At 68.9% G+C, this 13,556-nt stretch carries 15 protein-coding genes; 10 read left to right on the top strand and 5 right to left on the bottom strand.

All coding sequences use genetic code 11. The features are described 5' to 3' along the window. Window positions 1-178: 178 nt before the first annotated feature. Window positions 179-637, top strand: a complete 459-nt coding sequence (locus ACRDPS_RS16210; protein WP_431502686.1) for a GatB/YqeY domain-containing protein — start codon at window positions 179-181, stop codon at window positions 635-637. A 68-nt stretch (window positions 638-705) separates the two neighbouring features. On the opposite strand, the gene ACRDPS_RS16205 is transcribed toward ACRDPS_RS16210, so the two are convergent. Then, window positions 706-3,147, bottom strand: a complete 2,442-nt coding sequence (locus ACRDPS_RS16205; protein WP_431502685.1) for a penicillin-binding protein — start codon at window positions 3,145-3,147, stop codon at window positions 706-708. Window positions 3,148-3,372: 225 nt separating this feature from the next. Here ACRDPS_RS16205 and ACRDPS_RS16200 point away from each other — a divergent pair, with 225 nt between their 5' ends. After that, a complete protein-coding gene (locus tag ACRDPS_RS16200; RefSeq protein WP_431502684.1) occupies window positions 3,373-3,648 on the top strand; it encodes a WhiB family transcriptional regulator in 276 nt (91 codons plus the stop codon). Between the two features lie 79 nt (window positions 3,649-3,727). Here ACRDPS_RS16200 and ACRDPS_RS16195 read toward each other — a convergent pair whose 3' ends face one another. The 3 genes from ACRDPS_RS16195 to ACRDPS_RS16185 all read right to left on the bottom strand — a co-directional run bounded on the left by ACRDPS_RS16195 (window position 3,728) and on the right by ACRDPS_RS16185 (window position 6,835). Beyond that, window positions 3,728-4,894 (bottom strand): ArsA family ATPase, encoded by a 1,167-nt coding sequence (locus ACRDPS_RS16195; RefSeq protein WP_431502683.1) that lies wholly within the window; start codon window positions 4,892-4,894, stop codon window positions 3,728-3,730. Next, on the bottom strand, window positions 4,891-5,907 hold the full coding sequence (locus ACRDPS_RS16190; RefSeq protein ID WP_431502682.1) for an ArsA-related P-loop ATPase: 1,017 nt from the start codon (window positions 5,905-5,907) through the stop codon (window positions 4,891-4,893). The genes ACRDPS_RS16195 and ACRDPS_RS16190 overlap by 4 nt, the downstream gene beginning before the upstream one ends. Window positions 5,908-6,007: 100 nt before the next feature. Further along, window positions 6,008-6,835, bottom strand: coding sequence for a maleylpyruvate isomerase family mycothiol-dependent enzyme (locus ACRDPS_RS16185; RefSeq protein ID WP_431502681.1), 828 nt, complete (start codon window positions 6,833-6,835; stop codon window positions 6,008-6,010). Window positions 6,836-6,937: 102 nt separating this feature from the next. Between ACRDPS_RS16185 and ACRDPS_RS16180 the strand changes: the two genes are divergently transcribed. From ACRDPS_RS16180 to ACRDPS_RS16165, 4 genes are read left to right on the top strand one after another with little or no spacing between them, the layout of a single operon-like run. Further along, window positions 6,938-7,093 carry a hypothetical protein gene (locus tag ACRDPS_RS16180; RefSeq protein WP_431502680.1) on the top strand — a complete coding sequence of 52 codons (156 nt, stop codon included), beginning with the start codon at window positions 6,938-6,940 and terminating at the stop codon, window positions 7,091-7,093. Then, a complete protein-coding gene (locus ACRDPS_RS16175; RefSeq protein WP_431502679.1) occupies window positions 7,090-7,548 on the top strand; it encodes a RidA family protein in 459 nt (152 codons plus the stop codon). Before ACRDPS_RS16180 ends, ACRDPS_RS16175 begins: the two co-directional genes overlap by 4 nt. Before the next feature lie 50 nt (window positions 7,549-7,598). Continuing rightward, window positions 7,599-8,486, top strand: coding sequence for an NUDIX hydrolase (locus ACRDPS_RS16170; RefSeq protein ID WP_431502678.1), 888 nt, complete (start codon window positions 7,599-7,601; stop codon window positions 8,484-8,486). After that, the gene (locus ACRDPS_RS16165; RefSeq protein WP_431502677.1) at window positions 8,483-9,277 is read left to right on the top strand and encodes an MBL fold metallo-hydrolase; all 795 of its coding nucleotides are present in this window, start codon (window positions 8,483-8,485) and stop codon (window positions 9,275-9,277) included. The genes ACRDPS_RS16170 and ACRDPS_RS16165 overlap by 4 nt, the downstream gene beginning before the upstream one ends. Window positions 9,278-9,298: 21 nt before the next feature. Here the strand turns inward: ACRDPS_RS16165 and ACRDPS_RS16160 are convergent, their stop codons facing one another. After that, on the bottom strand, window positions 9,299-9,976 hold the full coding sequence (locus tag ACRDPS_RS16160) for a Crp/Fnr family transcriptional regulator (protein WP_431502687.1): 678 nt from the start codon (window positions 9,974-9,976) through the stop codon (window positions 9,299-9,301). Window positions 9,977-10,151: 175 nt separating this feature from the next. Between ACRDPS_RS16160 and nth the strand changes: the two genes are divergently transcribed. Genes nth through ACRDPS_RS16140 form a run of 4 tightly spaced genes read left to right on the top strand, consistent with a single transcriptional unit; the run spans window position 10,152 to window position 13,364 of the window. Then, on the top strand, window positions 10,152-10,868 hold the full coding sequence (nth, locus tag ACRDPS_RS16155; protein WP_431502676.1) for an endonuclease III: 717 nt from the start codon (window positions 10,152-10,154) through the stop codon (window positions 10,866-10,868). After that, complete coding sequence (locus ACRDPS_RS16150) at window positions 10,868-11,500, top strand: TlpA family protein disulfide reductase (RefSeq protein ID WP_431502675.1); 633 nt, start codon at window positions 10,868-10,870, stop codon at window positions 11,498-11,500. The genes nth and ACRDPS_RS16150 overlap by 1 nt, the downstream gene beginning before the upstream one ends. Beyond that, complete coding sequence (locus ACRDPS_RS16145; RefSeq protein ID WP_431502674.1) at window positions 11,497-12,189, top strand: NUDIX hydrolase; 693 nt, start codon at window positions 11,497-11,499, stop codon at window positions 12,187-12,189. Before ACRDPS_RS16150 ends, ACRDPS_RS16145 begins: the two co-directional genes overlap by 4 nt. Further along, complete coding sequence (locus tag ACRDPS_RS16140) at window positions 12,186-13,364, top strand: MarP family serine protease (RefSeq protein ID WP_431502673.1); 1,179 nt, start codon at window positions 12,186-12,188, stop codon at window positions 13,362-13,364. Before ACRDPS_RS16145 ends, ACRDPS_RS16140 begins: the two co-directional genes overlap by 4 nt. Window positions 13,365-13,556: the final 192 nt, after the last annotated feature.

The raw sequence follows: 13,556 nt of genomic DNA, 5'->3' as shown, positions 1-13,556 counted from the left end.
ACGCGCATCGGGTCCGCGCCCTCGGGGAGCACGGGCAGTCCCACGTGGCGCAGAGTGTACTGACGGGCCTCCCACAGGGCGTACGTCGTCATGGCCGCGCCCGTGGCGAGCCCGGTGCCGAGAGTTGCGCCGATAACTGAGGCGAGCCGCATGACTCAACCCTGCCACAATGGTTCACATGAGCACTCTCAAGGCCAAGATCCGCGCAGACCTGACCTCCGCGATGAAGGCCCGTGACAAGGACCGTGCCGGGACGCTGCGGATGGTCCTGTCCTCGATCAGCGAGGCCGAGGTCGCCGGCAAGGAGGCCAAGGAGCTCACCGACGAGGAGGTCACCACCATCCTCACCCGTGAGGCGAAGAAGCGCCGCGAGGCGGCCACCGCGTTCGCCGACGGCGGCCGCGCCGAGCAGGCCGAGAAGGAGACCGCGGAGGCGGCCGTGATCGCCGACTACCTCCCCGAGCAGCTCAGCGCCGAGGAGATCGTCGACCTGGTCAGCAAGGCCGTCGAGCAGACCGGTGCCGCCGGTGAGGGCATGCGCGCCATGGGCAAGGTCATGGGCATCCTGACCCCGCAGACCAAGGGCAAGGCGGACGGCGGTGCGGTGGCCGCCGAGGTGCGCAAGCAGCTCGCCTGACAAGCGCTCGAGACGACTGTGGCCCCGCCGGATCGGCGGGGCCACAGTCATTCAGGAATGGGTCGGAATCAGTCGGACGGCCACTCGAAGTCCCAGTCGAAGTCGTTCCCCTCGGCCGCGGCGGCCGGCTTCTCGTCGCCGCCGGGCCTCTTCTTGTCGGGCTTCTTCTTCTTTTCGGGCTTGGGGTCGGGCTTCGGCTCCGGTCCGAGCGAGGTGTAGATCGTGATCGGCGAACCCTCTGCCGCCTTGTCGGACGGGCTGGTGAAGGCCACCTCACCGGCGGAGTATTCGGAGTAGGCCTCCGGGCCGACCTGGACCTGGAAGCCGGCCTTCCTCAGGACCTTCGTCGCCTTCTCGACCGACATGCCGCCGACCCAGGGTACGTCGACCGTGTGACCCGCGATGACGCTCGGGTCGGGCTCCTCGAAGTCGTGCCACTTCAAGTATTTGTCGATCTCCTGCATCGCGTCGCCCCACATCGGGCCGGCGAACCCCGATCCGGACGCGCTGGCGATGTAGCTGCCGCCGATGACCTGACCGCTGAGCTTGAGGGGCGTGCCCTTCGAGTTGGCGCCGGCGATCATGGCGGCCGTGGCGAGCCGCGGCGTGTAGCCCATCAGCCACACCGCCTTGCTGTCCTGCGTGGTGCCGGTCTTGCCGGCGCTCGGCACGGACAGCGCCAGGTTCTGACCGAACCCGCCGGGCTCCATCACGCCGCGAAGGATGTCGTTGACGGCGTCGGCGGTGCCCTTGGCCATCACCTGCTTGCAGGTCGGCTGGTATTTCTTGATCACCTTGTCGTTGGCGTCGAGGATCTCGTTGACCGGCACCGAGTCGCAGTGCTCGCCGCGAGCGCCGAACGTCGCGTACGCCTCGGCCATCTCGAGCGGGCTGACGTCGACCACACCGAGGGTGAAGGTGGGCACCCGCTCGGCGCCGCCGCAGCCGGTCTCGCTCGGCTTGCAGGCATGACCGTCCTCGAAGCTCACGCCGAACGGGGCGGTGAGCTTGACGCCCATCTTCTGGGCCAGCTTGTAGGGCGTGCACATCCCGGTGAGCTGGAAGAGCTGGGCGTAGAAGGTGTTCACCGACTCCCGGGTGCCGGTGTAGGCGTCCTTGCTGCCCGAGGTCGTGGAGTTGTGGAACGTGTGGGTGCCGACCCGGTTCCCGTCGCCCGGGCAACCCGCGAAGGTGGACTCGTTGAGGGTCAGCTCCTCGGGAGAGTTCATCTGCTGCTTGAGCGGGAAGCCCTGCTCGATGGCCGCCGCGAGGGTGAACGCCTTGAAGGTCGATCCGGCCTGGAACCCGTTGGAGTCGCCCGCCTTCTCCTTCGGCACCAGGTAGTTGAGGTAGGACTGACCCTTCTTCTTGTTGTCACCCATCGGGCGCGACTGGGCCAGCGCACGCACCCGACCGCTGCCGGGCTCGACCATCGCCAGGGCGCCGATCGCCTGGTCGGTCGCGTCGACATGGTCCTCGACGGACTCCTGGGCCGCGTTCTGGAACCGCTGGTCGAGCGTGGTCTTGATGGTCAGACCGCCGGACTTGATCAGCGCCAGCCGGTCGGCCTCGGTCTCGCCGAAGGCCGGATCCTTGACCAGCCACTTGAGCACGTAGTCGCAGAAGAACTCCGCGGACGAGCCGAGGCAGCCGTTGCGCTGCTTCTGCACGTCGAGCCCGAGGCCGGCGTCCTTCAGCTCCTCGGCCTCGGCGCGCGGGACCACCTTGAGCGCGGCCATCCGGTCGATGACGACGTTGCGGCGGGCGATGGTGGCGTCGGGGTAGTTGGTCGGGTCGTAGCCGGTGGGGTTCTTCACCATCCCGGCCAGCATCGCCGACTGCTGCCAGTTGAGATCGGCGGCATCGACGTCGAAGTAGTGCTTGGCGGCCGCCTGGACGCCGTAGGCGCCATCGCCGAAGTAGGCCGCGTTGAGGTAGCGCTCCAGGATCCAGTCCTTGGAGTACTTCTCCTCCAGGGCGATCGCGTAGCGCAGCTCACGAATCTTGCGGGCCGTCGACTTCTCGATGGCCGCCTTGCGCTCGGCCTCGGTCTTCGCCGAGTAGACCAGGGTGGTCTTCACCAGCTGCTGGGTGATCGAGGAACCACCCTGCACGGAGTCGCTGGCCTGGTTGGTGATCAGCGCACGCAGCGTGCCCTTCAGGTCCATCGCGCCGTGCTGGTAGAAGCGGTAGTCCTCGATCGCCAGGAGCGCCTTCGACATGTTGGGCGAGATCTTGTCGAGCGGACGGTTGACCCGGTTCTGGTCGTAGAGCGTCGTGATCAGCTTGCCCTTGCGATCGACGATCTTCGTCGTCTGGGACATGTCGTCGACCTCGAAGGCCTTCGGCAGCGTGTCTATCTTCTCGGCGGTCTGTTTGGCCGCGAGCCCGGCCACGCCGGCGAACGGGATGGCGAGGCCGGCAGCGACGACACCGAGGACGGCAGCCACCCCGCACATGACAGCTAGGTGCTTGAGCACGGTCTGCGGGCGCAGCGACGGCGAGGACATGCTGGTCATCGTAGGTGATCGCGGTTAATAGCACACGATCCGTGACGTACGCCTGACAGGGCGGTCAAACGGGTGTCTTGTGGCCCGGCATAGTCATTTCGGACTACGTACTTTGGGCCAGAAGGGTGTGTCCCTCACGGGTCCCGGGTCTTTAACCTTTAGACCGCACGGGCGCCCACGCCGTCGTTGGGGAGGGCGAAGCGCTCTGATGAAGGGATGGCACACATGTGGGTTGATGAATGGTCACTTCAGGCGGCTTGCCGCGATGAGGAGCCCGACGAGCTGTTCGTCCGAGGAGCTGAGCAGAACAAGGCCAAGATGGTCTGCTCCGGCTGCGTGGTCCGCACCGAGTGCCTGGCCGAGGCCCTCGACAACCAGATCGAGTGGGGTGTCTGGGGCGGGATGACCGAGCGCGAGCGTCGTGCGCTGCTCCGTCGGAGCCCCAACGCATCCTGGCGCGCCGTCCTCGAGGCCGCGCGCACCCGTGCCGTTGTCGAGTGACCACTCGTCCCCTACCCGAGTGAGTCGCTGAAGATCTTCGGTTGAGCCAGGACGTACGTGACGTACGGCCTGGCTCGACTCATGCTCCGGCCAGGAGCCGGCCGATCTCGCGGAGCCCGTCGAGATCGTGTACGTCCCCGGGCAATGCCGGCACGACGGCGGTCGGAACCTGGGGGTGGGCGACGGCGAAGCGCTCGCGGAGCTGGTCCTGGCGTTCGACGAGGAGCGCGCGGTCGGCGTGGAGCCGCAGCAGGCCCGCGGTGAGCGGCGCGTCGGGGAGTCGCTCGGAGGCGGCTCCGGCCGCGGCGGCGGTGAGCGAGACGTCGTCGGGGAGGGTGGCGCGGTTGACGACCAACCCCTGGAGCGGCATCCGGTCACCGGAGAGACGCTCGACGAAGTAGGCCGCCTCTCGGAGCGCATCGGGTTCGGGCGCGGCGATCACGAGGAACGCGGTCTCGTCGGCCTGGAGGAGCGCGTAGGTCTCCTGGGCCCGCTGCCGGAAGCCGCCGAAGACGGTGTCGAGCGCGGTCACGAAGGTCTGCAGGTCGGTGAGCATCTGCCCGCCGAGGACCTTCTTGAGCGCGTTGGTGACCAGGTTGATCCCGGCCGACATGAGCCTGACCGGGCCCTTGGCCGGCGCCAGCATCAGCCGGATGAAGCGGCCGTCGAGGAAGCTGGAGAGGCGCTCGGGTGCGTCGAGGAAGTCGAGGGCGCTCCGGCTCGGGGGCGTGTCGACGACGATCAGGTCGTAGTCGCCGTCGCTGCCGTCGCGGGCGAACGCGTCGCGGTAGAGCTGGCCGAGCTTCTCCATCGCCATGTATTCCTGTGTGCCCGCGAAGCTGGAGCTCAGCGCGATGTAGAACTGGTTGTTCAGGATCAGCTGGGCCTTCTCCGGGCTGGCCTGCGACTCGACCACCTCGTCGAAGGTGCGCTTCATGTCGAGCATCATCGCGTCCAGGCGCCCCGGAGCGATGTCCGGGACGGGACGCGGGGTGTTGTCGAGCTGATCGATGCCCATCGCCTGCGCGAGCCGGCGGGCGGGGTCGATGGTGAGCACGACGACCTTCCGGCCGCGCTCGGCCGCCCGCAGCGCGAGGGCCGCCGACGTGGTCGTCTTGCCCACGCCGCCGCTGCCGCAGCAGACGATGATGTGGGTGTCTCGGTCGTCGAGCAGCCGGTCGACCTCGAGAGCCCGGGTGTCGTCCCGGTGCGCGGCCAGCGGCCCGACCCGCGGATGTGCCTTCATGCGAGCCCCTGGTCCTTGAGGTCGGCCGCGAGCTCGTAGAGCCCACCCATGTCGATCCCGCCCGCGAGCCGGTTGAGCTCGTAGGTCGGGACCCCGAGGTCGGCCACGAGACCACGCTGGGTGTCCTCGAGCGATCGGCGCTCGGCGTACTCCTTCGCCTCGTCGGTCAGGGTGGAGACCAGGGCGGGGTCGGGCTCGACGCCGGCACGCTTGAGGTCCTCGGTGATCAACTCGCTGTCGAGCTCGCCGGCGAGGGCAGGGGCGAGGGAGTCGTCGGGGAGGTCGCGGGGGCGCATCTGGTTGACGATGACGCCACCGACCGGGAGTCCTGCGGCCCGCAGTTCGGCGATGCCGTCGGCGGTCTCCTGCACCGGCATCTCCTCCAGCAGCGTGACCAGGTGGACTGCGGTCCTCCGGCTCCGGAAGAGGGTCATCATCGTGTCGGCCTGGTTCTTGATCGGCCCGACCTTTGCCAGGCCCGCGACCGACTCGGAGACGTTCAGGAAGCTGGTGATCCGGCCGGTCGGGGGAGCGTCGAGCACCACGGCGTCGTACGTCCTCGCGCCCTTGTTGCGGCTGTTGCGCTGGACGGCCTCGAAGAGCTTGCCGGTGAGGAGCACGTCCCTGACGCCGGGGGCGATCGTGGTCGCGAACTCGATGACGCCGAAGCGGTCCAGGGCGCGGCCCGCGGGACCGAGCTTGTAGTACATCTTGAGGTATTCGAGGAGGGCCTCCTCGGGCGCGATGTGCAGGGCGTAGACGTTGCCGGGCCCGGCGTCGGCACCGGATCGTGCCCGCATCCTCAGCCCGGTCGCGATGCGGGTCTCGGCGTACGGCAGCGGGTCGACGTCGAACATCCGCGCCACCCCTTGGCGGCCCTCGACCTCGCAGAGAAGGACGTTCTTCCCGTGGGAGGCCAGCCCGAGCGCCAGGGACGCAGCCACCGTCGACTTGCCCGTGCCGCCCTTGCCGGTCACCACATGCAGCTGCACGTGTGGCCAGTCGGAGCTCATGGGCACGACTTTATCGGGGTCTGCAGCTGGGGCGGAGCGAGTCCCATCAGGTTGTGAAGCTGAGGGTGGCCTATAGACCACTCTCAGCTTCACAACCGGTCTACGGGGTGATGTTGAGGTTCTCGACGATCTTGGTGCCCAGCGTGGTGTCGCCGTCGATCTTCACCCTGGCGGGGTCGGCGGAGGAGCGGCCGCCGGCAAGGAGGACGTACGTCTCCCGGTCGGTGGAGAGGGTGACGGTGGGGGCCTCGACCGGGGTGGCCAGTGAATTGGTCAGCGGGACGCCCTTGCCGTCGGGGGTGACCCCGAAGGAGCGCGGGGTGTGGCCCTCGACCTCGACGAGCAGCGTCGTGCCGGGGTCGGCGCCGGCCTTCTTGGCGAGCACGAACCCGACGCCTTCGAGGAGGTAGTCGGCGGTGTGGCGGGCGCCGGCGGTGTCGAGGTTGCCCGGGCGGCCGGTCGCGCGGCGGATGTCCTGCTCGTGCAGCCAGAGGTCGAGCGGCCGGTTGCGAAGCAGCTTGGCGTTGGACCACCCGATCGCTCCGAAGACGCCGGGCGCCGGTGCGCCGGGGTCCTCGGGGAGGGAGGCGAACAGCTCGTCGTGGCGTACGGAGCTGTAGCGGCGGATCTCGTCGATGATGGCGGCGCGTGGGGCGTCGCGCCGGGTCAGGACGCCGATCTCGGTGAACTGGCCCATCGGCGACCGGATGTGGTCGGACTCGGGGACCTCCGCCTCCTCGCGGGGCGCCCCGCCGCTCAGGCCCTCGAGGTGAGCGACATGGGAGGCGATCGCGCGTACGTCCCATCCCGGGAGGTCGGTGGCGAGATCCCAGTCGGGCTCGGGCAGCTCCTCCAGGAGCGTGATGAGGTCCCCGATGGCGGACCACCAGGTGTCGACGTACGTCTTCAGCTGCTCTGTGGAAGTCACGGACCCGACGGTAGTGGGACGGGCCGTCGGTTGGAAGGTCGAAGGTCGCTCCCGGGTCATCCGAAAAGGCCGCTCGAACCCATGGCGAAGTAGGGTGCGGCTATGACCAAGTGGGAGTACCAGGTGGCGCCGATCCTCAACCACGCCGCGGCGCAGATCCTCAACAATTTCGGCACCGACGGGTGGGAGCTCGTCTCCATCCTCGACAACGGCACCGGCAACTACGTCGGGTTCTTCAAGCGGGCGGTCCAGGAGTGAGTGCCCCTGAGGAGGTCCTCGCCGAGCTCGGGCTGAGCGTGCCGGAGGTGGTGCCGCCGGTGGCGGCCTACATCCCGGCCCTCCGCACCGGCAACCTCGTCTACACCTCGGGCCAGCTCCCGATGAAGGACGGCTCGCTCATTGCCGCCGGCAAGGTCGGCGGCGAGGTGTCGGCCGAGGACGGGTATGCCGCAGCGCAGCAGTGCGCGCTCAACGCCCTGGCCGCGGTCAAGGCCGAGATCGGTGACCTCGCGAAGGTCAAGCGGGTCGTGAAGGTGCTGTGCTTCGTCGCGTCCACCCCCGACTTCACCGGTCAGCCGGGTGTAGCCAACGGCGCCTCGGAGCTGTTCGGCAAGGTCTTCGGTGACGCCGGCCGGCACGCGCGCTCGGCTGTCGGAGTGCCGGTGCTGCCGCTCGACGCCCCTGTCGAGGTGGAGATCATCGTCGAGATCTGAGCCTCGGACGGGGGTAGGGCTCGCCCGCGAGCGTCGCTACAGTGACGAGCGTGCGCATCCCGATACCTCCTGTCCGGCTTGGTGACGACGTCGTGGCGTTGGCCGGGGAGTACGCCGAGGGCGTACGCACCCCGGCCGAGCCGCGCGACGCGGCGACTGTGCTGCTGCTGCGGCCCGGATCTGGCTCGGGATCTGGCTCGGGTCCGGAGGTGTATCTGCTCCGCCGGCAGATGACGATGGGGTTCGCCGCCGGGATGGCGGTCTTCCCCGGTGGCGGCGTGGACGTACGCGACGCCGAGCTGCCCGACGATTGCTGGAGCGGCCCGTCGGCAGCCGAGTGGGCGCGCCGGCTCGGGGTCGATGAGTCCCGCGCACGGGCGCTGGTCGCCGCGGCCGTCCGGGAGACCTTCGAGGAGTGTGGCGTGCTGCTCGCCGGGGAGTCGGGCGATGCCGTCGTCGACGACGTGTCCGGCGCGGACTGGGAGGCGGACCGGGTCGCCCTGGAGTCGCGCTCGGTGTCGTTGACCGAGTTGCTGACCCGGCGCGGGTTGGTGCTGCGTACCGACCTGTTGGCGCCTTGGGCCGCCTGGACGACGCCGGTCTTCGAGCCGAAGCGGTATGCGACCTGGTTCTTCGTCGCCCGGCTGCCCGAGGGGCAGGTGACTCGTGACGTCTCCAGCGAGTCCTCGTCGGTGCTCTGGCTCGGGACGGGGGAGGCCGCCGCCCAGGTCGAGGCCGGCGAGCTGGCGATGATGCCGCCGACCTATCTCAACTGCCTCGAGGTCGCCTCGCTCGGCTCGGAGGACGAGGTGCTGGCCGATGCTGCCGGACGGACGCTGACGATGTTCACACCGGAGGTCACCGACCGCGACGGCGGCCACTCACTGTCGATGATGCCGCGGCACGCGGCGCTCGTGGCAGGACGGGGACGCTCATGAACGAGTCCTGGTCAGGTGGGGTCTTCGGCGAGCGTGGGCAATGCATCCTGGCGCCCAACCCCGGGATCATGTCGCTGGACGGCACCAACACCTGGGTGCTGCGCGAGCCCGGATCGGAGCGGTCGGTCGTCATCGACCCGGGTCCCCTGGACGAGGGCCACCTCGATGCCGTGGCCGAGGCTGCCGGTGACGTGGTGACGGTGCTGCTGACCCACCACCACTACGACCACTCCGAGGCCGCACGGGCCTTCGCGGAGCGGGTCGGGGCCGGCGTACGCGCTCTTGATCCTGAATACCGGCTCGGGACGGAGGGACTCGGCGACGGGGACGTCATCGAGGTCGACGGGCTGGAGATCCGGGTCGTCGGGACTCCCGGGCACACCTCGGACTCGCTGTCGTTCTGGCTGCCTGCCGACGGGGCGGTGCTGACCGGGGACACCGTGCTCGGTCGTGGGACGACTGTCGTGGCCCATCCTGACGGTGAGCTCGGCGCCTATCTCGACTCCCTCGACCGGCTCCACGCGCTGGCCTCCGAGCACGGCGTGGGCAACGTCTGGCCTGGTCACGGCCCGGTCATCGGCGACGCGCTGAGCGCGCTGGACTACTACATCGCCCACCGCCGCGAGCGCCTGGGTCAGGTCGAGGCAGCCGTCGCGCAGCTGGCGACCACCCCCGCCTCGGCGGATCCGCGGGCCATCGTCGAGATCGTGTACGCCGACGTCGACCAGGTCCTCTGGGGTGCCGCCGAGCTCTCCGTACGCGCCCAGCTCGCCTACCTCGCTGAACGCTGAACCCGAATCTGGGCGCCCAGATCAGCGGGCGCGGCGGGCCATTCGCTCAATATCGATGATGACGACGGAGCGGGGCTCGAGGCGGAGCCAGCCGCGGCTGGCGAAGTCGGCGAGCGCCTTGTTGACCGTCTCACGGGAGGCGCCGACCAGCTGGGCGAGCTCCTCCTGGGTGAGGTCGTGGTGGACGTGGACGCCGTCGTCGGCGGTGCGGCCGAAGCGGTCGGCGAGGTCGAGGAGAGCCTTCGCGACACGGCCGGGGACGTCGGAGAAGACCAGGTCGGCGACGACGTCGTTGGCCTTGCGGAGGCGGCCGGCGAGCTGGGCGAGCAGGCCGCGGGCGACGACCGGGCGGCCCTCGAGCCACTTGAGGAGGTCCTCGTGAGACAGGGACGCGAAGGCGGAGTCGGTGACCGCGGTGACGGTGGCCGAGCGCGGGCCCGGGTCGAAGAGCGAGAGCTCACCGAACATCTGGCCGGGGCCCATGATGGCGAGCAGGTTCTCGCGACCGTCGGAAGAGGTGCGGCCGAGCTTCACCTTGCCGTCGACAACCACGTACAGCTTGTCGCCGGAGTCGCCCTCGTGAAAGAGCACCTCTCCGCGGCGGAGCTTCGACTCTGCCATCGAGGCGTGCAGGGCCGTCATCGACTCGTCATCGAGTGCGCTGAAGAGCGGTGCCTGACGGAGTACGTCGTTGTCCATTGCGGCCATTCCTCCTGGATTTCCCCACGTCCGCGGGCATTACACCCGGAATCCTATCTGTGTAACGTCTCACAAGTGCACATCCCCCACCGATAAGCAGAGAAACTGCACGTGTCGGCCGGGGTCTGTGGTAGGCCGGATCTGGATTGTCGGTGCGGCCGCGTAGCCTTGCTGCGTGCCTGCCCAGAAGTTTGCGACTGAGACGCGCCTGGGTCTGGTGCGTCGTGCCCGTCGGATCGACCGCATCCTCGGTGAGACCTACCCCGAGGCGAAGGCGGAGCTCGACTTCACCAACCCGTTCGAGTGCCTCGTCGTGACGGTGCTGAGCGCGCAGACGACGGACAAGCGGGTCAACGCGGCCTCGCCGGCGCTGTTCGCTGCCTACCCGTCCGCGAAGGAGATGGCGGCGGCGCCGCGCGAGCATCTGGAGCAGCTCGTCGGGCCGCTGGGCTTCTTCCGGGCCAAGACCGAGTCCCTGCTGAAGCTGAGCGCGGTGCTCGTCGAGGAGTACGACGGCGAGGTGCCCTCCCGGCTGGAGCAGCTGGTGAAGCTCCCCGGCGTCGGCCGCAAGACCGCCAACGTGGTTCTCGGGAACGCTTTCGGCAAGCCGGGGATCACCGTCGACACCCACTTCGGGCGGCTCTCGCGTCGTTTCGGGTGGACGGCGGAGAAGGACCCGGTGAAGATCGAGCACGAGGTCGGTGCGCTGTTCGAGAAGCGGGACTGGACGATGCTCTCGCACCACGTGATCTGGCACGGGCGGCGGATCTGTCACGCTCAGAAGCCGGCGTGCGGTGCCTGCCCGATGGCGACGCTGTGCCCTGCGTACGGTGAGGGGCCCACGGATCCCGTCGCCGCGGCCAAGCTCGTCCGCGCGGAGGGCCGCAACTGATGGTTCGCGGTGTTGTCGCGGCGGCGGCCGCTCTGCTGCTGGCCGTCCTGGCCGGTTGTGGTTCAGAGTCCCCCAAAGAGGGCGGCCAGGCCGGCGCACCGCTCGGAGCCGGACCGCCTTCTTCCAAGGTCGATGTCGCGACCGAGAAGATGGTCGCGGCCAAGAAGGCCTCCGAAGTGGAGCCGTGCCGCCCCGGTTCCGCCAGCGATGGCGGCCTGCCGAAGATCGAGCTGGCGTGCCTCGGCGGTGGCGAGTCGGCAGACCTCGCCTCGTTCGAGGGGCCGATGGTGATCAATCTCTTCCAGGGCTTCTGTGCTCCCTGCAAGGAGGAGATGCCCGCGTTGCAGAGCTTCCATGAGACCTATGGCGACCAGGTCCCGGTGATCGGTATCGACGTCATGGACACCGTGCCCGGCGTCGCGCTCGAGGAGGCGATCTCGCGCGGGGTCACCTTCCCGATGTACGCGGATCCCGGTGGTGACCTGCAGGGCGGGCCGCTCACGGCGCGAGCGGTGCCGGCGACGTACGTCCTGTCATCCTCCGGCGAGGTGGAGCTCCTGCAGATGGGTGGCATGACCAGCGCCACGCAGGTGAAGGAGCTCGTGGAGAAGAAGCTGGGGATCACGCTGTGACTGCGGACGGCGCGGTGGGTTCGCGGCCGGAATGGTTCGACCAGATCGTCGGGGCGGCGCACCGGATCCAGGGTGAGGACATCTCACAGTTCCTGCCGCCGGCCGACGGGAGCGCGCGTGAGTCGGCCGTACTCATGCTCTTCGGCGAGGGGCCCCACGGGCCCGACCTGCTGCTGACCGAGCGCTCGCACACCATGAGATCCCACCCCGGCCAGGTGTCCTTCCCGGGCGGTCGGCTCGATCCGGGTGAGACTGCTGAGGAGGCCGCGTTGCGCGAGGCCTGGGAGGAGACCGGCCTCGACCCGGCCGGCGTCGACGTAGCCGGCCGGCTCCCGGCTCTGTGGATTCCCTTCTCCAATCATGCGGTGGTGCCGATCATCGCGTGGTGGCGCCGGCCGTCGGCGGTTTCGGCGCGTTCGGAGGAGGAGGTGCACGCCGTCTACCGGGTGCCGCTGTCGGATCTGACCGACCCGGCTCACCGGATCCAGGTGGGCGCCCCGGGCCGCCTCGGCTGGCTGATGCCCGCCTTCTTGATCGGACCGGCGAAGGATGTCATCCTCTGGGGCTTCACAGGTGGAATCATCAACCGCTTCTTCACCTATCTCGGGTGGATCACGGAGATTCCGGACGCCCCTATCAAGGAGTTGCCCGAATACATGCTGCAGGGACGCGAACGGAATCAGCAGTGAACTTTCTTGACTGGATCCTGATCATCCTCGTCGGGGCCTATGCGCTGTCGGGTTATTGGCAAGGCTTCATCACCGGTGCCTTCGCGACCGGTGGTCTGTTGCTCGGTGGCTTCATCGGCATCTGGCTCGCGCCCAAGGTGCTGGGCAGCGCCGCTCCGTCGTTGTGGGTCTCGCTCGGCGCCCTGTTCGTCGTGATCGCGTGTGCGTCGATCGGTCAGGCGATCCTGCAGTACGGCGGCGTACGCGTACGGGACGAGATCACCTGGCAACCAGCGAGGATCGTCGATGCTCTCGGCGGGGCCCTCCTGAGTGCGGCAGCCGTGCTCGTCGTCGCCTGGGCCCTCGGGGTGGCGGTCTCCGGCGCGCAGATCAACGGGCTGACCCCGGCAGTGCGGGGCTCGGCGATCCTGGCCAAGGTCGACTCGATCATGCCCTCGCCCGCCGACCGCGCGTTGCGGGCGTTCAACGACGTCGTCGGCACCTCGTTCTTCCCACGTTATCTGGAGCCGTTCGCCCGGGAGCGGATCGTCGAGGTCGGCCCCGGACCGCGGCGCATGCTCACCGACCCCGATGTCGCGCGTGCCGGTGAGTCGGTCCTCAAGGTCCGAGGCGCCAACGAGTGCGGCAAGGGCGTCGAGGGAACCGGGTTCGTGATCGGGCGCGGCTATCTGATGACCAACGCCCACGTCGTCGCCGGTGTCGACGACCCCAACGTGATCGTCGGCGACGGTGCCAACGACGCGAAGGTCGTCCACTACGACCCCGAGATCGACATCGCGGTACTGAAGTTCGAGGGCGGCGGCAACATCAAGCGCCTCGACTTCGACCGCACTGCAGCCGCCGAGGATCCGATCGCCGTCCTGGGCTATCCGCAGGACGGTCCCTTCGACGTACAGCCCGGCCGCATCCGCGCCGAGCAGCGCCTCCGCTCGCCCGACATCTACGGCGTCGGCACCGTCATCCGAGACGTCTACTCCGTACGCAGCCTCATCCGCCCCGGCAACTCCGGTGGCCCCATCGTCGACTCCGAGGGTGACGTCGTCGGCGTCGTCTTCGCCGCCTCGGTCACCGACTCCGAGACCGGCTATGCCCTGACCACGGACCAGGTCATCGACATCGCCCGCGAGGCTCGCTCCCAGACCTCGGCCGTAGACACCGGGGCCTGCGCCGGCTGACCCCACCCACCCCTCGCCGAGGCGTCACCTCTGCAGGCCGAGAAGTCACTTGTGCAGGCCGAGAGGTCGGGAAGGTCAATCGGTCTAAGCAACGTGGACTCAGGCTGCTGAGGCTAGCAAGTGGGCCATGCGTTGTGCTGGGGTCTCTAGGTCGAGGGTGGGTCGGGGTCGCTGGTTGAGGGTGGCTGCGAT

Source organism: Nocardioides sp. (genome assembly GCF_050699375.1).
Classification (GTDB): domain Bacteria; phylum Actinomycetota; class Actinomycetes; order Propionibacteriales; family Nocardioidaceae; genus Nocardioides.
This window is presented reverse-complemented; position numbering and strand designations above follow the sequence as displayed.